This is a genomic window from Acidisoma sp. S159, assembly GCF_009766125.1.
Lineage (GTDB): Bacteria > Pseudomonadota > Alphaproteobacteria > Acetobacterales > Acetobacteraceae > Acidisoma.
This window is the reverse complement of sequence record NZ_LMUG01000060.1, coordinates 17,664-37,604: the sequence shown is the minus strand read 5'-3', so window position 1 is coordinate 37,604 and position 19,941 is coordinate 17,664. Positions and strand designations below refer to the sequence as shown.

The 19,941-nt window shown below is 60.1% G+C and carries 19 protein-coding genes and 1 pseudogene; 7 read left to right on the top strand and 13 right to left on the bottom strand.

The window, feature by feature from the left end:
* Positions 1-203: 203 nt before the first annotated feature.
* Positions 204-518 carry a hypothetical protein gene (locus GSQ92_RS21895; RefSeq protein WP_159013954.1) on the bottom strand — a complete coding sequence of 105 codons (315 nt, stop codon included), beginning with the start codon at positions 516-518 and terminating at the stop codon, positions 204-206.
* 158 nt (positions 519-676) lie between these two features.
* Complete coding sequence (locus GSQ92_RS21890) at positions 677-865, bottom strand: WGR domain-containing protein (protein ID WP_254066655.1); 189 nt, start codon at positions 863-865, stop codon at positions 677-679.
* Positions 866-1,256: 391 nt separating this feature from the next.
* On the opposite strand from GSQ92_RS21890, the gene GSQ92_RS21885 reads away from it, so the two are divergent.
* Entirely contained in the window at positions 1,257-3,248 is a 1,992-nt protein-coding gene (locus GSQ92_RS21885) for an ATP-binding protein (protein WP_159013953.1), read from the top strand.
* A gap of 129 nt (positions 3,249-3,377) precedes the next feature.
* Here GSQ92_RS21885 and GSQ92_RS30370 read toward each other — a convergent pair whose 3' ends face one another.
* From GSQ92_RS30370 to traD, 10 genes and pseudogenes are all read right to left on the bottom strand, one after another.
* On the bottom strand, positions 3,378-3,515 hold the full coding sequence (locus GSQ92_RS30370) for a hypothetical protein (RefSeq protein ID WP_216856890.1): 138 nt from the start codon (positions 3,513-3,515) through the stop codon (positions 3,378-3,380).
* Positions 3,516-3,861: 346 nt separating this feature from the next.
* Complete coding sequence (locus tag GSQ92_RS21875) at positions 3,862-4,209, bottom strand: hypothetical protein (protein ID WP_159013952.1); 348 nt, start codon at positions 4,207-4,209, stop codon at positions 3,862-3,864.
* 119 nt (positions 4,210-4,328) lie between these two features.
* On the bottom strand, positions 4,329-4,646 hold the full coding sequence (locus GSQ92_RS21870; RefSeq protein ID WP_159013951.1) for a helix-turn-helix transcriptional regulator: 318 nt from the start codon (positions 4,644-4,646) through the stop codon (positions 4,329-4,331).
* Complete coding sequence (locus GSQ92_RS21865; protein ID WP_159013950.1) at positions 4,643-4,966, bottom strand: type II toxin-antitoxin system RelE/ParE family toxin; 324 nt, start codon at positions 4,964-4,966, stop codon at positions 4,643-4,645. The genes GSQ92_RS21870 and GSQ92_RS21865 overlap by 4 nt, the downstream gene beginning before the upstream one ends.
* A gap of 125 nt (positions 4,967-5,091) precedes the next feature.
* Positions 5,092-6,111: pseudogene (gene tnpC / locus GSQ92_RS21860) on the bottom strand (IS66 family transposase); the annotation flags it as partial.
* A 355-nt stretch (positions 6,112-6,466) separates the two neighbouring features.
* Positions 6,467-7,309: a replication initiation protein gene (locus GSQ92_RS21855; RefSeq protein ID WP_159013949.1), complete on the bottom strand. Its 843-nt coding sequence runs from the start codon at positions 7,307-7,309 to the stop codon at positions 6,467-6,469.
* 505 nt (positions 7,310-7,814) lie between these two features.
* Positions 7,815-8,366, bottom strand: a complete 552-nt coding sequence (locus GSQ92_RS21850; RefSeq protein WP_174247827.1) for a type IV secretory system conjugative DNA transfer family protein — start codon at positions 8,364-8,366, stop codon at positions 7,815-7,817.
* The gene (locus GSQ92_RS31800) at positions 8,249-8,581 is read right to left on the bottom strand and encodes a type IV secretory system conjugative DNA transfer family protein (RefSeq protein ID WP_371418572.1); all 333 of its coding nucleotides are present in this window, start codon (positions 8,579-8,581) and stop codon (positions 8,249-8,251) included. Before GSQ92_RS31800 ends, GSQ92_RS21850 begins: the two co-directional genes overlap by 118 nt.
* A gap of 527 nt (positions 8,582-9,108) precedes the next feature.
* Positions 9,109-9,483 carry a conjugal transfer protein TraD gene (locus GSQ92_RS21840; RefSeq protein WP_159013946.1) on the bottom strand — a complete coding sequence of 125 codons (375 nt, stop codon included), beginning with the start codon at positions 9,481-9,483 and terminating at the stop codon, positions 9,109-9,111.
* A gap of 37 nt (positions 9,484-9,520) precedes the next feature.
* Positions 9,521-9,802, bottom strand: a complete 282-nt coding sequence (traD, locus tag GSQ92_RS21835) for a conjugal transfer protein TraD (protein ID WP_159013945.1) — start codon at positions 9,800-9,802, stop codon at positions 9,521-9,523.
* Between the two features lie 224 nt (positions 9,803-10,026).
* Between traD and GSQ92_RS21830 the strand changes: the two genes are divergently transcribed.
* From GSQ92_RS21830 to GSQ92_RS21815, 4 genes are all read left to right on the top strand, one after another.
* Positions 10,027-10,548: a GNAT family N-acetyltransferase gene (locus GSQ92_RS21830; RefSeq protein ID WP_159013944.1), complete on the top strand. Its 522-nt coding sequence runs from the start codon at positions 10,027-10,029 to the stop codon at positions 10,546-10,548.
* Between the two features lie 27 nt (positions 10,549-10,575).
* Positions 10,576-13,257 (top strand): Ti-type conjugative transfer relaxase TraA, encoded by a 2,682-nt coding sequence (traA, locus tag GSQ92_RS21825; RefSeq protein ID WP_159013943.1) that lies wholly within the window; start codon positions 10,576-10,578, stop codon positions 13,255-13,257.
* A 145-nt stretch (positions 13,258-13,402) separates the two neighbouring features.
* Entirely contained in the window at positions 13,403-15,184 is a 1,782-nt protein-coding gene (locus GSQ92_RS21820) for a type IV secretion system DNA-binding domain-containing protein (protein WP_159013942.1), read from the top strand.
* A gap of 14 nt (positions 15,185-15,198) precedes the next feature.
* Positions 15,199-16,176, top strand: a complete 978-nt coding sequence (locus GSQ92_RS21815) for a hypothetical protein (protein WP_159013941.1) — start codon at positions 15,199-15,201, stop codon at positions 16,174-16,176.
* Positions 16,177-16,543: 367 nt separating this feature from the next.
* On the opposite strand, the gene GSQ92_RS21805 is transcribed toward GSQ92_RS21815, so the two are convergent.
* On the bottom strand, positions 16,544-16,984 hold the full coding sequence (locus GSQ92_RS21805) for a helix-turn-helix domain-containing protein (RefSeq protein WP_159013940.1): 441 nt from the start codon (positions 16,982-16,984) through the stop codon (positions 16,544-16,546).
* Between the two features lie 422 nt (positions 16,985-17,406).
* On the opposite strand from GSQ92_RS21805, the gene GSQ92_RS21800 reads away from it, so the two are divergent.
* Both GSQ92_RS21800 and GSQ92_RS30365 read left to right on the top strand, forming a co-directional pair.
* Entirely contained in the window at positions 17,407-18,429 is a 1,023-nt protein-coding gene (locus GSQ92_RS21800) for a hypothetical protein (RefSeq protein WP_159013939.1), read from the top strand.
* Positions 18,430-19,354: 925 nt separating this feature from the next.
* Complete coding sequence (locus GSQ92_RS30365; protein WP_216856889.1) at positions 19,355-19,825, top strand: hypothetical protein; 471 nt, start codon at positions 19,355-19,357, stop codon at positions 19,823-19,825.
* The last annotated feature ends 116 nt before the right edge of the window (positions 19,826-19,941 follow it).

Sequence of the window (19,941 nt, the reverse complement as noted above, 5' to 3'; positions counted from 1 at the left end):
CATGACGGTATCCTCCCGCCATCTCCAGAATCACAATGCGCCGAGCCGAAGCAAGCAATTAATGGGTCCTGACCCTAGTTCAACGGCGACATTGATTGTGCCGGTCTCAAAAATCTTGCCGTCTTGCAGGCCGAAAGTTTTATCATTGGTGGCCTAAGCCTGCAGATAGCTTCTCCAGACATGGTGCTGCCGCCGCGTGCCGGTCATTGTTTTCCAGCCCCGAACGGGGCCGATCCGCCTAAAAGCTCTGCAAGTCCGCTATCCAACCCACGCCCGCGCGTTCCCTGATGAACGTATGGATCGAGCTGGGGCAATCTGTAGGCGTTAGATACCCCGTAATCGATTCCAAGAACGGGCATGTGTTCAATATGGACCAGGCTGTTTGCAGCCAATAGGCTCAGGCCGGATTTGATCCGGTTTCGGTCGACTCCTGTGTAGTCTACTATTTTGTCGTAGCTGACCCTGGTGAGATTGGCCTCATTGTCTCGTAGCGCGACAAATAGAAGGTAGAACTTCACGGCATGAAGCTCGACCGGTAGACCTGTTATTTTAAGTTGTACAAGAAAAATTACTAAGGTTATCAGCTACCTAATGAGCAAAGACAAAGTCTTTTGCAGAAACTTGTTTAGTTCACGGACTGCCGGTTGTGAACCAACGGGCAGCGTTTTGTCCATCATCACGTGCGGTCCTGATAACCGCGACGCCGCTTGGCTCGCAGAATTTCCGCCAGGGCGTTGCAGGCGGCGCCGCGGTCAGGGTGAAGATCGAGGCGGCGATGCCCTTCCGTGCCGGTGCGGCCCCACTGGCGATGAGCATGACGCGGCCGAAGAGGTCCGGCCAGATTTCCATCCTCTAATATCGCCACTCGTTCTCTGCCGGCCGGATGCGGATAAGCGACGCTTCTTCCGCAAAAAGCGGCAGCTGGATGGGGCCGGGCAGTGTCGATTTTTGACGTATGGTCATCTTCACGCGAGAAACGTAACGATTTTGAAGGCCTGCGGCGAGCAGAAAAGGCGACCTGCAAATACGATCTAAAGCGTTGCACTAATAGCAATAGTGTAACACCGCCGGCGCCGAGATGTTAAGCAAGAGCCTGCATTGCCGCGCCAGACCGTTACGACTAGGTTATGGCAACGCGCGGCTTCCGACGGTCGGCAGCCGCAGGGAAGAAAGTCTCTTCGATGCCTAGTCTGACCACTGACATCGTCGGCCGGGTCGAGCGACTACCCCTACGGCCGTCCGCCGATAACTCACTCATGCCGCTGTTTGAAGCAGTTCATAATGCGCTGCATGCGGTTGATGATCGATACAAAGAGCGTGCTGGGGCAGAGGGCAGGATCAAGGTGACGATCCTGCGCGAAGATTTCGCGGAGGAGAGAAGCGAGGTAGCCGGCTTCATAATCGAGGACAATGGTATTGGCCTGGACGAGGAAAATTTTCGCTCGTTCCTGCGTCCCGACAGCCGCCATAAAATAGTGCGTGGTGGAAAAGGAACGGGCAGGCTCGGGTGGCTGAAAGTCTTTTCGGTCATCGAAGTGGATTCAACTTACGATTCGCTCGACGGGCCGGTAAAACGATCGTTCGATTTCCGGCTTACCGACGATGAACAGGTCCGCGTGTGCGAACCCCGACCGGCCTGCCCATCACCGCGCGGCACCTGCGTGTCGCTCAAAGACTTCAAGACGGCATTCCTGCACAAATGCCCTACCGATCCAGATACGATACTGCAAAAGCTGGCATCGCACTTTCTCCTCTATGTCGTAGCAGACAATCCCGTTTCTATCTCAATCGAAGACGGCTCCAAGGTGATAAATCTCGCAACCTATTATGGCGAGCATATCGGCGCTTCAAATCTGGACGAGGTAGATATCAAGCTCGACTTTGAGGACGCTCCGCAGACGTTTGTCATCCGACATCTTAAGGTTTCGAAGAGACTCCGGACCGGCAAGGGCTACAATCGTATGCTCTTATTTGGAAATGATCGGGCTGCGGATGAGTCGAGTCTTGATCAGACCCTTGGCCTGACACTCCTTGATAAGGACCAGGTCTACGTGGGTTGTGCGTCGAGCCCCTATCTAGACAGGCATGTGAACTCAGAACGCACAGGCCTTACACTCTCTAGCGATGAGCTTTCCGTGATCCGGCGCCAATTGATCCCGTTAGTGACTGGCTTTCTCCAGGAGCAGGTTGATAAAGTTCTTGATGAAAAACGGACCACTACGGTAGGCCTGCTGAACAGCTATCCCCAGTTCCTGTTCATCCGCGATGAGATGGATGATTTCGTCAAAAAGCTGAAGCCGGGAAGCGGCTCAGCCGAAGATGTCTTCCTTGAAATGGCGCGCGCCCGCTTCAGGCGGCAAGGCCGGATTAACCGCTTGGGCGCGGAAATCAGCAAGCAAGGCGCCATGTCGTCCGACATCGAGGCCAGCATAGACGCATACCGCGGCATGATCTCTGTCGATCAGAAGGGCGTGCTTGCTGAATACGTTCTGCGCCGCAAAGCGGTCCTCGACCTGTTCGGCCATCTGCGCGAGTTTGAGGATGCCGAGGCTGAAAAACCCCATCGAGAAGCCGCGTTGCATAGCCTGATCTGCCCGATGGGAAATGACAGCACAAAGATGGAATTTGACGACCATAACCTTTGGATGGTCGACGATCGGCTCGCATTCTTTGCCTATTTTAGTTCCGATCGAAGACTCAAATCCTACGTCGATATTAACAAAAAAGAGCGGCCAGATATCACATTCTTTTATGACACGTGCTTCGCCTGGCGCGGTGAAGGCGAAGCCAGCAACACGGTTGTATTAGTCGAATTTAAACGCCCGAACCGCAACGACTACAACGGCAATGACAACCCGGTCCGGCAGATCGGGGATTACGTCGATTATCTGCGAACGTCTAACAGCGTCACCGACTCCCGCGGCCGGAGTTCCCCAGCCCGATTGAAGGGCGCAGCCTATCATTGCTATATCGTTGCCGATTTAACTGACACCCTGTTGCGTGAGATCAGAGATTTTAGTCTCAAGACCACGCCCGATGGTGAGGGTCGGTTCGGATATATCAGTGGTGAAGCCGCATATGTTGAAATTATCCCTTACGAAAAACTGCTCAGAGACGCGAAGCTGCGGCAAGGAATCTTCTTCCAGAAGCTCGGGCTTACCGATCTTGATCCCGACCCGCTTCGCCACGCGGAAATTCCAGATGTAGTTGACCAGATGGCTGAGGAAGCCATCGAATATAATGACTAGAATCCAGCCCCCGTATTGGACTTACACCTCCGAAGGGGCCGAAGGTCCGGCCGCCGCTTCGCGTCGTGCCGGAGCCTGAAAGAGGAATTTTCTTATTCGGGTCGTGCGAGACGTCCCGACGACCGCCGCTCACGTGACCGACATAAAAAGCTCGCGCACGGGAACAAAGGCACGGTTAGTTTCCGCCGCGCGGCGTTTCTTCTTCTGGATAACATCGATGAAGTTCAGGCCTCCGGACACCACCTGCGTCAGGTCGAGGCCGTCCATGCAGACGATACTCGTTCGACAGCCTGCCGGCGGCAAAGGCGGCAAGACCCTCGTCACTAAATCCGCTATAGCTGACGAATAGGCCTCGGGACCATTGCGCCTTACCCTCCACTTTGCCGGCAAATACGAGCAGGTCCGCTTGACCGGTTCTTGCATCCTGCCATTTGGCTTCCAGCAGAAATTTTTTGGAGGTGAAGCTCGAAACTGCCGTCGATCTGCTCTCCGGTGTTGCGGAAGGATCGGCGCGGAGCGAGTTCATAAAGGGAAAACAGATCTGACAGAAAGCCCTCGAAGGCGAAACCGCGTTCCTGAGCCTTTAACGAAGTCAGCTTAAGCAACTGTCTGTTTAGTTCCGCCAGCGCCGGTTGAGAGGGATTGACAGTAGTGGGCGACGGGCCTTTTGGCTGCGGCCGACCGACACCGCCTTTGCCGTCCATCGCATGAACCAGGTTAGAGAACCGGTCGTCCTGATGTCGGGCTTCTCGTCCGTGCTGGAGGCGGGCCCGTTGATCGCGTCCCGATATTCCCAAAGTTTCCTCAGTCCGCGGGCCGCCAGCGGTTCCTGCTCGATCTGCAAGAAGGCGCGCAGCCGCCGTCCTTTCGAGCCGCCACCCTGAAAATATTTTGGATCGTCGATGTCGACACGAAGTTCCTCGCTGAAAAAATCGGCAAAGGTGCGGTCGCTGAAATCCAATACGTATCCCGGCCCTCTGGGCGAAGCGAATACATCGTCGAGCAAGCGCATATCGATCGCGTTTATTCTGGCCATGCGCCTCTACCCTCCTAGCGGTAGCTCTCATACGGGCCAGGTCTTCAGCGATGCGCCGGACCTGTAGCGGGTTTTTCCGGTTCAAAGCTGATGCGCAGCCGCGTCCCGGTCGCCTTGGCGAACCGCTCAAGGGTGCGTGTCGACGGCATTGAGCGGCCGCTTTCGAGCCGGGCAACCACGGCCTGCGTCGTCCCCATCGCCTGGGCGACCTGTTCCTGCGTCATGTCGGCTTCGCCGCGCGCCTTGATCAGCGCGCCGGCAAGGGCGAATTCGTCTTCAAGAGCGTCATAGGCTGCCCGGAATTCCGGGTTCTTTTCCCACTCGCGGAACGCCTCCTCGACCGGGATAAACTTGCGGTTCATTTTACCTCCTTCGCCCTTCGCAGGGCTGTCTCAATTTCACGGCGTGGCGTTTTCTGGGTCTTCTTCGGGAAGACATGCACGACGACGACACGGCGGCCTGTGGCGGTCACGTAGGCGGCGCGCGCGATGCCGTCCTTGCCCTTCATCCGCATTTCCCAGACCGGCCCCTCCAGATGCTTCACGTAGGGTTCGCGCATCCGTTCGAGGCCGTAGCTGCCGATCAACTCGACGATGCGGCGGAAAGCCGCCTGGATGTCAGGCGGCATTGCCGTAAGGGCGTCTCTTACGCCTTCATCGATGAATTCAACCGTCCATGCCATACCAAAATATATCCTTTTTGGTATAAATTGCAAGCTGCCGCCCGCTTTCGCACCTCTTGCAGGCTGGGTTCTGCGTAAGCCTCTGCCGAGGACCGCGGTGTTAACGGGGGCGGTTAGTGCGGGGCTCAGGCGGTCTGACTGGTGTTCTTAGTTTTGGCTCCCTCCCAGTTCCAGGGCAGCAGGTCGCCGAGACGCTGAACTGGATGCTCTGCGATGCGAGCCAGCACATCGGCGATCCAGGCTTGCGGATCGACGTCATTCATCTTGGCGGTGACGATCAGGCTGTACATCACCGCGGCGCGCTGTCCGCCACGGTCCGAGCCGCAGAACAACCATGACTTACGTCCGAGAGCGACCCCTCTCAGGGCGCGTTCGGCGGCATTGTTCGACACGCAGATCCGTCCATCGTCCAGGAATCGAGTGAACGCCGTCCAGCGCTTTAGCAGGTAGTCGATGGCGCGTGCGACGTCGTTGCCGCGCGCGAGCCTGGCGCGTTGCTCACCCAGCCATCGGTGCAGGTCGGCCACCAGCGCCGCCGACGAGGCCTGGCGGGTCGTTCGACGGTCTTCCGGGCTGTGGCCGTTGATGTCGCGTTCGATGTCGAACAGGGCGTCAATGCGCTGCATAGCCTCCAGGCAGATCGGCGACAGCACCGCCGGGCTTTTGCCCTGTGCAGCCCGGCGCGCGCTGCCCATGACATCGGCCAGGACAAAGAACTTCCGGCGTGCGTGGGCCCAACAAGCGGCCTCCAAGATCAACCCGGGTTTGCGCCCAGCGTCGTAAAGCTTGCCGTAGCCACCATAGGCGTCGGCCTGGAGGATGCCGCTGTATCCTGCCAGATGATCCTGCGGATGTTCGCCGCCCCGGTCACGCGAGTAGTAGAACACCGCTCCTGGCGGCGCGGGACCGCCAAACGGTCGGTCGTCACGCACGTAGGTCCAGAGCCGGGCGATGTCGGTCCTGCTCCGCGCCAGCACCGGCACGGTTGTGTCGTCGCCATGCAGCCGTTCGGCGGCCATGATTTGGGCCTGCAGGCATTAGAACAACGGCATCAGCACAGCGGTGCAGGCGCCGACCTGGTCAGCCAGGGTAGACAGGCTGAGCGGCACTCCCTCGCGGCCATAACGCTCGGCCCGGCGGTTAATGCTTCGCTTGGAGAATTACCGATCCATTAGCTACAGCGTGGCGTCCGTCAATACCGCCGTCGGGGCCACGCCCAAATGTTTCAAACCGTGTGCCAAACTCGCGTTCAAGTAGATCTCGGCTCAAGTCTTCGAAGTCCGGCGCAAACAAATTCTCGAAATTATAACTCACTATGGCCCTATGAGTTGGTCGGGGGCTTTGACGCCTCGGCTTTGCACCCTAGCTTAAAGAGGCGCACCGACATCGAGACAAGAAAGACCTTGCCTATGACGATTGTGTATTCCTCTTCTCGCGGCTTGGAGATGGTTTCGCAGCCAGATCCCAAGCCGAGTTTTCCCGTCCCCCTCGCGCAAGCTGCTATGAAACAACAGGAAACTCTAACTTTACTACCGAAACCTCATCTCCCCGCAGCCGAGCGATTCGTCCTATTTTGCTACGCTTTATTTCACTGAACGCAGACTTCAGCTCGTGTTCGTTTTTTCGCCACCACGATACCCGGAAGCCGGTTACCAGTCCGCGCACCTTTCCGCCTTCACGGATGACGTCAATTTTTACACCGAAATCAGCAAGCCCATTAACCTCAAGAACAGCTGGTGTGATGACCTTTTGGAGCAAGTTAGGGGTACGCTCTAATTTCCCATCCGGCACGCCCAGCAGGGAGCGCAAATCGTCAACGCCGAATTCCTCCTGCCACATGTGCTTCAAGTTGATGCGCGCCGAAATCAGCTCATAGAGCGCAAGCGAATACTTAGACGTAAAGGCAAAGATCACACTGCTGCGAACACGTCCCCATAATGTAGAATCCTTGATGATTGCGCGCATGCCATGCGAGAAAGAATAGATAACCATTCCTGCAGGATTGTCGTCGTCATCGCTGACGGTTGTCTCGGATAATATCTGCACCATTTTGGTTGCCGGGTTACCCTTGCGGTCAAGCGTAGGAACCTCAACTAGCGTACGCATGAGGCGACGTACGGAATCCTTTACGCGCTCGCCACCTTTATGTGGCCCGCGGAGATCGGCTAACGAGATAACGTGCTCGACTTCGTCGCAAAGTCTTTGACCAGCATTCGCATAGAGAGCATTCATGACACGCCTGTCCTGAAGCGACAGGCCACTCGTTCCGCGAATTTCGATTAGTTCACGGGCTTTAGCGAAGTCATCGCCGTTCGGTTTTTGATCTATGGTGCGGTAGTTCACACCGTCACGCGTAATGTTATCGTAACTCAGTGTCAAGAATGGGTTATGATCGGCCGCCCCCAAAAGGTTACGTTAAGCCTGTTATCTCACCTGAATCTTAGGCAATGCCCCCCAAAGGTTACGATACGAGTTAAGGGACAGCCAAGAATCTCAAATATACCCTGTCTAGGGATCAGAACCGCAGCCGGTCCCTAAACCTCAAATTCGAGGCTCGTAGTCCGCTCGCAGGAAAGCTTCGACTCTACCCCCATCAGGTTGGGCTAAACCCCCAAAAAGTTACGTTAAGCCCCCAATAGGTTACGTTCCCCCCCCACCAAGTTACTCTAACGCCCACAAGTTATTGATATCGTTCTTACTTTGGTGGACGAATCTATGAACTTAGAATCTTGAAACTACTATGTGGATAATTTAGCCTGTGGATAATCTTGCCTTTGCGTGTTCTGCATCTGCGGAGGCTAGCAAAGCAGCTGATAACCAAAGTTAGCTCAGCAGTGATACTTGCGGCTTAGCGAGGCCCTGAGCCGGGCGCCCTTAGTTCGCGGCTATGGCGTTGCCAATGAAGCCGCGGACGAAGCCCAGGCAGGCGCAAAGATGATCTGGGGCAGAGTGAGATAGACGTCATTGTGGGGCGCTCGAGGTAGCGCAGATCGAAGTCGCTGCGACTGAAGGCCGCCACCAGGCGCGGGTCATCGAGCCAGGCGGTATGACGCACGACGGTCGAGAGAACGGAGCCATGTTCCGGGCGATTGAGATGCGCGGTCGCGGTGCGGGCGACAATCCGCTGCCCGCGGGAGGGCCAGCATGTCGGCGAGGACTTCCGCCCAGTCATCTCAGAGGCGGTGACGATGTTTCTGAGCTCGGCCATGGAGCGCCGCTCGGGCGGCAGGGCGGCCAGTGCCACGACATCGGAGTCATCGGGATTCAAGGCATCAAGCCAGTTCATGCCATGAGTCCGGGCGCCAGTAATGCCGAACGGATCGATCGGGACGACGTCCTGGCCGGCCGCGCGGCGTGTTGCGGCTGTGACGGCGTAATTCTTGCCTTTGAAGTCGAGCACGAGGCCGAGCCGGGATAATCCAGCAGGTTTTGGATGACGGCGCCGAGGTCCTTGCCCGCGCCAGTTGGCGCGCAGATGAGGACATGACCGCCCTGCCGGAAGCGGCCATCCGCGAGGTGCTTGGTGCCCCGCAACCAGCCCAGCACAGAAGCATCAGGCGGAGCAGATCGCGCGTGGTGTTTGATGACCGTGGCGCGTTCCTGCCAGCTCTGCACCACGGCGCGACCCTGCAGGTCCGATTGACGAACTTCGGCTCAAGCGGATTCCAGCCGTTGAGGAAGCCAGGGATGTTGGAGGAGGGCGATCCTAGTCCGCAACACTATCGGCGCGGGCTACGCCAAAGGTTAGGGAAACGCTGCTAAGTGGTAGACGGCAAGAGCCGCAGGCGAGCGCATCCTGCGTGTTCCGCAGGCCGCATGATCCGAAGACGGAGCCTTCCTGGTTGGTTCGTCTGCTGTCGCGTCGTCACCCGACTCAATAGCGGTGGTCTTGCGATTGTTGATTTGCCACCTTCCGCTTTGTACTGTTCGATGCTCCAGCCCTCGAGGGGCTCTTTGTCGATCGGCCGATCGATCCGTAACAGCAGCACCGAGAGATGACGGGACCACCGCTTGTCTTTGGATGCGGCGTCGAAGAGCAGGCGGCCGGCGATGATCTGCGTCGGGTATCTTAGCTTGCGTTCAGTCTCAGCGAGTTGGGCTTTGTCGGCCTTTAGCTGGCGTTATGTTGGTCGGCTTTCTGCTCACGCAGGCGTCTCGTCAGGCGGCAGCCGAAGGTTCTTTTCAGCGCGAACGTTGTTCTTCACCCGGTCGGATGGCGGCGCCATCGCTATGGCTTCCTTGTCGGCATCAAACGCGCGGAGCCCGCGTCGGCGCCAGGCTGCCGCCAATTGCTGAGGGTTGCGGTCGTCACCCTCCTCGCCGATCCGAAGCTGGTTGGCGATGTCGAGGAAGGCGCCGAGGAGGGTCGCGCGATCATCGTCGAGGAGATCGACTAGGCCCGCCTTGTGGACGAGACCGCCGAGCTCGATGAGATGACGTGTTCGCGTCCGCCGATCCTGCACCCACTGCCGCGTGTCGGCACGAGCACGAGAGGCATCGAGGCGGTTCCTTTGCACGGTTAGACGCCGGAGCTGGCGGCTGGCGGCCTGGAGCTCAAGGAGCAGTGTCGCCGGTTGAAGCTTTCTTCCCGCGCTTGGTGCTGCCCTGAAAGAAGCTCTGGCCCTGTTCGGTCCACCTCGCGAGTGTATCGGGGGCGCTTTTTGACTGATCGACCGCGGCCAGAAGTGCTCCGGCGAGGGCTTCCAGGGGCAGGGTATCGGCGCCGGTAAGTTGGACGAGTTCACCGAGCTGGACGGTCTTCTGGTTTTTAACCTTCTTGGCTTTGTCCATGAGGGCCTGGAGTTCAGCATCGAAGTCGCGGGGCTTGCGGGCCATAAGGTTCTCTTCCGGTTGACCTGCCCCGAGCCTAACAAGCCAGAGACGCTGGTGCCAAGCCTCCTCCTGTGCCGAAAAGCGTCATTGAGCCATCCGGAGCGAAGCGGAGGAAGGCGTCTAAATGCGCACTAACGAGTTGCCTTTGGCAACTCCGCGCGATAGCCTTCTGTAGGGCGGGCTGATCCGTTTGCCTCTTGCTCCGATGTTCAGCCGGGAAGTTCTCGTTGGTTGATCTTTCGATCCGCCCCTTACAATGCTCCGAGGTCCACAGCTTTCGTGAGTTGCGGCTGGAGGCATTAGCTCTCCATCCGGAGTCATTCAGTGCCTCCTTTGACGAGTGGAGTCAGAAAAGGGACGAAGAGTTATCAAACCTTCTCTCTGCTGACGCGTCGGGCATCGTGTTTGGCGCTTTCGTCGATGGAGCGGGTCTTGTGGGAATAGCCGGCTTTCAGTGGCATAGCCGGCGAAAATATCAGCACAAGGGTTCCGTCTGGGGGATGTATGTTCGGCCGGAGTGGCAGGGCAGGGGAATCGCCCGAGCTTTACTTGAGCGGGTGATCGCGCGAGCTCGCGAGAAGGTCGAGCTGACGCAGATTCTTCTCACCGTCACGCGCGGCAATCAGGCTGCTCACGCTCTCTATGAGACGTTAGGCTTTCGGCAGTACGGGATAGAGCCTCGGGCACTCAAAGTTGGCAGCGGGGATTACCGGGACGAGGTGCTGATGGTCCTCGATCTCCTGGCCTAGCCGATGCTCGCCTGGTCGCAATTCCGCATGGACGCGAGCCGACACGTCAGCCGTGGTGCGGGCCAGAGTGCGGTTGCCGCTGCCGCTTACCGCTCCGGCGAAAAACTCTACGATGAACGAGCCCAGGAAACGCATGACTACACGCGCCGCTTCGGTGTGGTCGCGAGCGGAATTGAGATGCCCGCGCGCGGCGGACCGACTTGGACGCGCGAGCAGCTTTGGAATGAAGCGGAGGCGGCGGAGCGACGAAAAGATTCCCGCACGGCTCGTAAGGTAGAAATGGCGCTGCCGGCGGAGATGACCGCCGAACAGAGGCAGGACGTGGCCCGCGCCTGGGCGGGAGAGATCGCGACGCGCTACGACGTAGCAGTGGACTGGGCGATCCACCTTCCAGACAAAGAAGGCGATCAGCGTAACCACCATGTCCATCTGATGATGACGACGCGCGAGATCGGCCCGGAAGGGTTCCGAGGAAAAGCAGCGCTGGAGCTGTCGAACACCGACCAGAAGAAGTGCGGCATGGCGGTCGGCGATGACGCGATCTACGCGCTGCGAGAAGTCCTGGCCGAGCGCCTGAACGCGGTGGCGGAACGGCACGGATTGGACCTGCATGCTGATCCGCGGAGCTACGCCGAGCGCGGGATCGATCTGACGCCGACGAAGCATATCGGCGTGCATGCCGTCGCGATGGATCGTCGAGGCTTGGAGCCGGAGCGGGTCGAGGATCACGCGGAAATCCGGCGTGACAACGCTGCGCGGATTATGGCGCGGCCTGAGCTGGTGCTGGAGGCGCTGACGCAGCGGGAGGCCGTGTTTACGCGCCACGACATGGCGCGCGAACTGCACCAACATCTGGACGATCCCGAGCAGTTCCGGACAGCGCTGGCGCAGCTCGACGCATCCCGGGAATTGGTGCGTCTGTCGGAGGGAGATCGCTGGGAGCCAGCGCGGTTCTCGACGCGTGACATGATCGCGGCCGAGGCGCGGATGATGGCGGCGGCGGACGTGCTTGCCGCGACACCGGGCCATGACGTTTCTCCGGCGCGGGTCGAGGCTGCCCTGTCTCGCCATGAGCGCCTCTCCGAGGAGCAGCGTGCGGCGGTCGCGCATATTGTCGGACCAGGTCAGATTGCCGCCATTGCCGGTGCCGCCGGCGCCGGCAAATCGGCCTCGCTCGCAGCAGCGCGGGAGGCCTGGGAGGCCGAGGGCTATCGGGTGCGCGGGGCGGCGCTGGCAGGCAAGGCCGCGGAGGCGTTGCAAGCCTCCGCCGGCATCGAAAGTCGGACCCTGCATGCGCTCGAATATGGCTGGCGCAATGGCCGCGATGTCTTGGCCAGCCGGGATGTGCTGGTGATCGACGAGGCGGGCATGGTGGGCAGCCGGCAGATGGGCCGGGTGCTTGAGGTGGCGCAGGCGGCCGGCGCGAAAGTGGTGTTGGTGGGTGATGCGCGGCAGCTGCAGCCGATCGAGGCCGGTGCCGCGTTTAGGGCGGTGGCCGAGCAGATCGGGGTGGCAGAAATCGAGACTATCCGCCGGCAGCGGGAGCCATGGGCGCGGGAAGCCAGCCAGGCGTTTGCGGCGGGGGCGGTCGCGGTTGGTTTGGCGGCTTATGCCGAGCGTGGACATGTGCGGCTGGTAGAAGACCGAGAGGCCGCCAAGGCGGCGATCGCGCGCGACAGCGTGGCGGCCGAGCGGGCAGGAGGCACCAGCCTCATCCTGGCGCATACAAATCAGGATGTGCTGGACCTCAATGCCCAGGTGCGCGCCGAGCGGCAGCGGGCCGGTGCTTTGGCAGCGGAAGCACCATACCAGACAGCGCGGGGTGAGCGTTCCTTCGCGACCGGCGATCGCCTGGTGTTCCTGAAGAACGACCGCGACCTCGGGGTGAAGAACGGCACGCTGGCCACCGTGGAACACGCGGAGAACGGAACGTTAATCGCGCGCCTGGATACCGAGAACGAGGTGGGCACAGCGCGTCACGTCACGGTCGAGCAGGACGCCTACGCCTATATCGACCACGGCTATGCGGTGACGCTGCACAAGGCGCAGGGCGCGACAGTCGATCGGACCTTCGTGCTGGCGTCGGGGGGAATGGACCGACACCTGGCCTATGTCGGCATGACCAGGCACCGGGAGACCGCGACGCTTTATGCCGGCCGGGATGATTTTAAGGACGAGGCCGCCCTGTCGCGGCGGCTGAGCCGCGCGCGGCCGAAGGTGAGCACGCTGGACTTCGCGGAGCGGCGTGGTTTTGAGACGGAGAAAGCCTGGGCGGAGAACGCGCGAGCTTGGCTCGATCGCGGACGGGAACGGTTGTCGGAGGCCTGGGAGCGGGCAGAGCAGGTGTTCGCCGCCGTGCGTGACCGTGCCGAGGCGCTGCGGGCGCGTTTCGCGGCAGCGGAGCAGCCGATGAGCAAGGAGGAAAGGATGCAGGATTTGCAGAAGACCTTCCGGCCCAAGCCTAAGGAGACGTCGTCCGATCGGCGAGAACAGTTGCGCGAGCAATTCGGGGAGGAAAAACCAACCAAGGTGGCCAGCGAGTCCGAGGCGCATCGGCAGGCGCTCAGGGAAGCCTTCAAAGAGGGCGAGGCGGCCCGCTCGGACCGGAAGACGACGCCGGACCAGGTACGCCAGGCCATGCAGGAGCGCGACAAGCCGGCGGCCGAGCGGCGGCAGACTAAAGATCGAGGTCACGAAAACGAGAGGTGAGCCAAGAGCTCAGTCTGTTCGCGCCGTTCTCTCTGACCCTCGGCGGGTCAGAACCACGGGTTTCCGTTCGCACCAAAACGTCCAACGCTGGCGGCAGGGCGACGGCAATCCTGGGGTCGCTCTGACCTGGCAAGGAGAAGGGACGATGAAGACGAAGAACAACGACGAGCCACTCATCTTCGCGATGAGCCTGGCAGCCGGTTTGGCCGTCATTGGTCTGACCTGGCATTACGTGATGGTGAGTGTCATGCCGCCGCAGGTCCGCATGAACATGTGGAACCTGACGCAGGAGGCGTGGTCGTATCGGGATAATTTCTCAGCCTACCTGGTCTGGCGCTTTCCCCCGATGGTGGCGGAGGGATATCCTTTCGCCTTCATGGCGGCGGTGCTGCCGGGTGTGCTGGTCTATGGCGGGATCGTCGCGGCGCGGCACCGGCACTGGATCAGCTTGGCGCAGGCCGCTGCCGGATGGCTGGCGGGAGGCATCGTCGGGTTCTTCCTGATGGCCTGGGTGCCCATGCCGAACATCCTGTTGACGGTATTCGCCATGCCGGGACTGGCCTTTTTGGCCGGCAGCCTAGCCCCCGTCTTGCTGGCCCCCGTGCAGGATCGTTCGGTGGTGCGGGGCACGCGGGTTCGCCGGCATTTCAGCAATACCCTCAAAACCATCCAGGCGGCGGAGAAGTCCGGCCGCACGGTCCTGGCTGGGATGATGCTGGACCCGGCCGCCGAGACCCAGCACCTGGTGACGATCGGCGTGACCGGTTCGGGCAAATCCGTGGCCTTGCTGGCCCTGATGCACACCGCCATGCATCGTGGCGATCGTCATATCGTGGCCGACCCGGACGGGAGCGCCATGCGCCTGTTCTACCGGGAGGGCGATGTGATCCTCAATCCGGCCGATGCCCGCAGCGCCAAGTGGGACATCCTGGCGGAGATCACGGAGGACAGCGATTACCGCTTCCTGGCGGAGTCCGTGCTGCCTTACCCCAAGGGGGACGAGGACAATGAGTGGGTCACATACGCCCAGGAAATCTTCGCAGCCTGCCTGCAGACCTGGCACGAGCACCGGCTCGGCACGTCGGACGCCTTCTTCGAGGCGATGGCGACAGCCGACAAGGAGAAGTTGGCGACGCTCTGCGAAGGCACGGCGGCGCACCGGTATTTCGAGGGAGGCAATGAGAAGATGTTTGGCAGCGTCATGGGAACGCTGGCGCCGGCCTTGGGGGGCATGCGCCAGCTCGCGCGCGTGCAGGGGCCGTCCTTCTCGGTGCGGCGCTGGATGCGAGAAGGCAAGGGCTCGCTCTGGATGCCCTACCGCGCCCAGCAGATACCGGCGCTGCGCGGTCTGATCTCGTGCTGGATGGGGTTGGCGATCTCGGAGGGGCTGTCGTTCGAGGACTCGCTGTCGCGGCGGATGTGGTTCCACATCGACGAACTGGACGCGCTGGGCCGCATCCAAGGTCTTAAGGATGCCATGGCACGGATACGCAAGAAGGGTGGCTGCATCGCGATGGGCATTCAGTCCATCGCCCAGGTGCGGGCCGTCTATGGCGAGGCGGAGGCGCATACGATCGTCGAGAACTGCGACAACAAGCTGATCCTGCGGTGCGGGGCGAGCGAGGGCGGCGGCACGGCCAAATTCGCGTCGCAGGTGATCGGCGAGCATCAGGTCGAGCGTGACGAGACCACGACCTCGCGCACCCAGGGTAAGCACGCCTCGACCAGCACGTCCCAGGCCGTCCGGATCTATCGTGAGCCGGCGGTGATGGATTCCGAGATCATGCGGCTTGCTTCCTGCAACGGCTACCTCAAGACGGCGACCAACCCCGACTGGTCACAGGTGGCGTTCAAGCCGGTAGAATTCCCGGCGCGGGTCAAAGCCTATGTGCCGGTCGCGACACGCCACCGGGACGCGGCTGAGTGAAAGGAGGCAGGACCATGGCCTATCGGAATCCCGACTACGATCCGAATTGGCAAGAGCGTCACGACGCTCATGCCCTCGCGCGTGATCGCGCCCAGCAGGAGGCGATAGGTCTCATCGAAGCCGGGCAGATGCCGTCGGACGCCTATGCCCATGCTCATGCGCGATGGCAGGACCATGATGCTGTGTGCAAGGCCGCCCTCACCACGTCCCAGCACGAGACGGTGCAGGACTATGCGGCATGGTTGTTCCGATCAGCGCCGCCAGACAGGAGCGACCATGATGTTGGCGTGTTCGTGCCCGTGGTGGATTTCGAGGAGCTGAGGACGATGGAGGAGGCCACGGCCGCCTGGTCACGCATCCACAACCTGGTGGAAGAGGCAGTCAACGACCAGCGGTGCAGCTTGCCGATCGGTCAGCCGGAGGGAATGGTGGCCTTCGAGGATGCGACTTCGCCGAATCTGACACGCAACTGGCGGGAATTTACGCCACGGGAGCTGTATCCCGGCGGCGCTGCCGGAACGGCGGGCGTCTGGACGCTCATGACGGTCGATGCGCAGGTGGATAGCTGGCACGTCTGCTTCACGCACCGCTGGGGCAGTCCTGGTATCAGCGTCACCAATGCGATCGAGCGGTTGGCGACGGCCGTCTATCGCGAGGCAAGCGCCATTGCCGCCCAGCCGTCGTCAGGGCGCGTGGGGCCGGGGTTTAGGATCGGGCGGCTGCTGGGCCGCAAGCCGGCGTTGCTCGATCCGGGACGGTTCCACTTCTACGATCATACGCCCCCAGCACCCAGTGGAGGCTGGCGGGAGGATTTTTCGTGGGTGGCGCTGCGCTTCGAGAATGGCGAATTCAAAAACCCGGAATGGCAGCACTATCAGGTCATCCCGCACGTCATCCAATCAGCGCGGTTCGAGCTGGCGCGCAACGCGACATATAGCTGTGACATGACGCAGGCGGTGATCGCTGATCAGCGCGCCGGTCTCCTTGGTTGATACGTTTGCGCGGCCCAACTCTCGAGCGTCGAGCTACCGGCCGGGTCAGAATGACACTGGCTGCTTCGTAGAGTGCTGTCCGCACGCCGGCGTCACCGACCTTGGAAATCCGGCCTTCACATCTGTCTCTCCAGATTGGTATCGCTCGGGGTCAGACCGAAATGCGGGCCGACCGCCTTGGATGATTTGAAGGGAAGAACTTCGCTAAAATATGCTTCGCTGCGCGCGATAAAGCGCGTCGACGGCAAGACGGTTAGTATCGTCTGGCGGCCAGCAATTCGGGCCTGATGGTCGCCAAGGGCTGGCGCCAGACCATGCCGACCATCGAGCACGGCAGCGCGTGTAGCGTCCGATTACTCCTAGATCGCTAGTCGGCCGGCGTGCCATTTCCTTGGGGCTTGGCGCCATTTGTGCCCACGCTGCCGTTCAGGGCATCGATAATCTGGCACTCAGCTACACGGCCGCCACCGCAAATTTCGACCATTCGGCGTAACTCGTCTCTAAGCGCGATCAGCCGGGTAATCCGATCTTGCACCGTAGCGAAATGGCCACGGGTAATATTGATCACCTCTTGACAACTTTCGGCAGGGTTTTCTTGCAAAGCAAGCAGGGCGCGGATCGTCGAGAGCTCAAATCCCAGCTTCCGCGCATGGCGGATGAAGGTTAGGCGCTGCACGTCGCGGTCGCCGTACGATCGCCGGCCGTTTTCAGTGCGCTGCGCCCTGTGCAAGATCCCGCTGCGCTCATAGTAGCGAATGGTTTCGACGTGGACACCAGTTAGCCGTGAAAGCTCGCCAATCAAGATCAAAGGAGCTCCTTTTCGATTTCGGCTACCCGCGCCCGCCAAGACGAGACGTGTTGAGGGTAATCGTCCTCGTCCCCTTCAAGCTTCGCCAGGTTTTCCCGTCTCCCATTGGGCGAGCGTCCAAGTGAGAACCTTTAGCTCTGTCCGTAGCTTGGGGTTTTCATCCGTCGTCATGCGGTTGGTCCGGAGTTACGGGAGGAAGCGCGGCCGGGTTATCGGGAACCAGATTAGACTTCGTTATCGGCTTGGAAGGCAGGAACTATTCAAATCCTTGCTCCTGTAGTCGCTACAGGATGTAAGCCCGGAACCTGCCCGTTTTCGGCACAATCGGCAACACATTTCCAGGCAAGGCTGGCGAGCTCATGACCCCGGGGGAAAAAGGCGTCCGTTCCTCTCTCGCTCCCCATCTTGGGAGTCGGGTTGAAATGATCGCAAAGATTGCCGACTTTAGAACGATTGACGGCCGCCCACCCTTTTTTGCGCTGCTAAGAGACGTGAGATTTCAGAATGGGGACCGCGCGACCGATCATTTGTGGACTCTCTGGAATGGCGCGTTTTTCAAAGCAAAAGTTGGAGTCGGAGATCCGATATCAATCTCCGCACGCGTTATCGAATATAACCGTCGCGACGGCACCGCGGACTATGGCATTGATGACGTCCAAAAAGTTCGCTTGGTCTTGACGGTGGACACAGCGACGAACCTTGCTCTTGCCCTTAACGCCGCTCAGACACTTTCGGCGCGCGTCACACGCGGCGAAGTGGCAGTCCGCAATTCAGACGAGCCTCGCTTGCAAGCGGCAATGCTCAGCCGTTTTGACGGCGATCCCACTAAGTACGGCAACGAGATCAAGGTCGAATTTGGGCCGGCCGTCGCTCTATTCATGCTTAACAACAGCGCGCATGCGCTCGGAGTTAGTCTTGAACAATATGCCAACAGGCTAACCAGAGACGGCTCTGGCAAGGAGCTTCTAGGGCAGCATATTCAAAATCTTGAGAGACTAAGTCGGGTTCAGCCGCTTATCGTAAAACTCCAGTCGGTCAGCAACCACGAGGCGCAATGCCAGCGCATTGCTGAGGCCCATCTGAAGGCCGGCGAAAACCCTCTCACGCCAGACGATGATGACGAGACGGTCTATCACAAGATGTATTGGCTTCGATCATCTAAAGACAACATGATTCTTCTGCTCGACTCAAAAATCGCGGTTTCAATTTTTCCCGCAGGCGTAGTAGGAGCCATGGCAGCATGGAACGATGGCAAACATCCCGACGCTTTTGGGCAAATTGCCCACATTTTACGACTTACAGACTCATTGAATGCCGATCTCAGATTGAAGCTTGCCCGCGGCCTAACACGAGCTTTTGCGAGCTGGATACGAGCGCAGCGCCGAAATAAACGTCGGAAAGAACTTCTTTTGAGGATCCAAGTTGGTCCGACAAGGACGGTTTAGGTGTCTCGTTGCGCGGATGTTCGATCTTACGACCTGTGTTGGCAAGGCCGCGAACTTCGACGCTTGGCGCAGCCTCGTTCGGCCAACTGAGAGGCCTTGCCTGAAGAAAGCGGCGTTCGGCAATCGCGCCGTGCCGTCACTATCCGACAAGGGAATCCAATCCCCGGCGTGGCGCAGCACGATCCGCCAGCCGGCCGCTACTCGCTAGGTTATACTGGCATCCTACGCTGACCGGACGTGGTGGTATCAAACGCGTGCTTTATCGTGTTGCCGGGTCTTCATGCGGGCACATGCGTCAGCAAAAGGGTTTTAGCCGATGGAGAGGGTCTAAGCAGTCATCGCCTCTTGTGGTCTCGGCCATCTGAGGGGGCTCCTTTGCGATTTCGTCACTTGAGGCGGAATCGATGGAGCAGTAGTATCCCACACCATGAGTAGATGGCTCTCGCATTTGCTGATGGCTTTGCTTCTAGCCTTAGCAACCACGCTCTCGGTCGGCGCACGAGCGACGCCGATGGAGGCTAGTATGGGCGGGACCTCGTCTCAGCATCTCTGCCAGCTCTGTCCGCATGGTCACGGTGTCGGCATGAACACGGACAAGATGCCAAGCTGCCAATTGATGGCCTGTACCACCATCGCGACACTTCCCGTTCCGAACGTACTACCCGGGCGGATTTCCCAGCGAGCTGCTTACCCGACGTCCTTCCTGCGTTCTTGGATCGACGCGCGGCCCGCTCCCGACCAACTCCCTCCGAGATCCATCACTCGCATCTAAACCGCCCTGCGGCTGAGCCGCTGGCGGTTTTGAGCCGCTATGGAGCCCGCGCCCTTGTGCCGGGCCGGCGTCAGGGTCCGCCCTCCGTGCCAATGACGATGAGACATTGACGTCCGGGAAGTTTAGCCTTGAGGGCGCAGGTGAAATATCGACATGGTCATGCCCCGCACGACATCCGAAAAGCCCTTTGCTGCCGATGGCGCTGAAAACGAGGATGGCCCTAGGCCGACGCTGGTTTCAGCGCCATCGGCAGCGTCGCCCGAACTTGGGGACCGTCCGCGTCGGCGCACGTTCACAGCTGCCGACAAGCTCAGAATTCTCCGTGAGGTCGACCGCGTGGGGCCGGGCGGCGCCGGCGGGATTTTGCGGCGCGAGGGGCTTTATTCGTCGGCGCTGACCGACTGGCGGCGCCAACGTGACGCTGGCGCCTACGAAGCCTTGAAGGCCGTCAAGCGCGGCCCCAGATGCGCGCCGATCGATCCCGTGGCGGTTGAACACGCCCAATTGGTGCGCGACAATAAGCGTCTCGCGCTCCAGCTCCGTCGTGCCGAGGCGGTCATCGACATCCAAAAAAAAGTGGCTTCGCTTCTGGGTCTGCCGATCGTCAGCGACGAGGAGTCCTGATGGATGCCGTAGCCGCTCTGGCGCCTGAGCGAGGGGTGATCGCCGCCGTCTGCGAAGCGCTGGGGCTATCCCGCGCTAGCTTCCACCGCCGCCGGGCCAAGGTGACACAGCCGCCG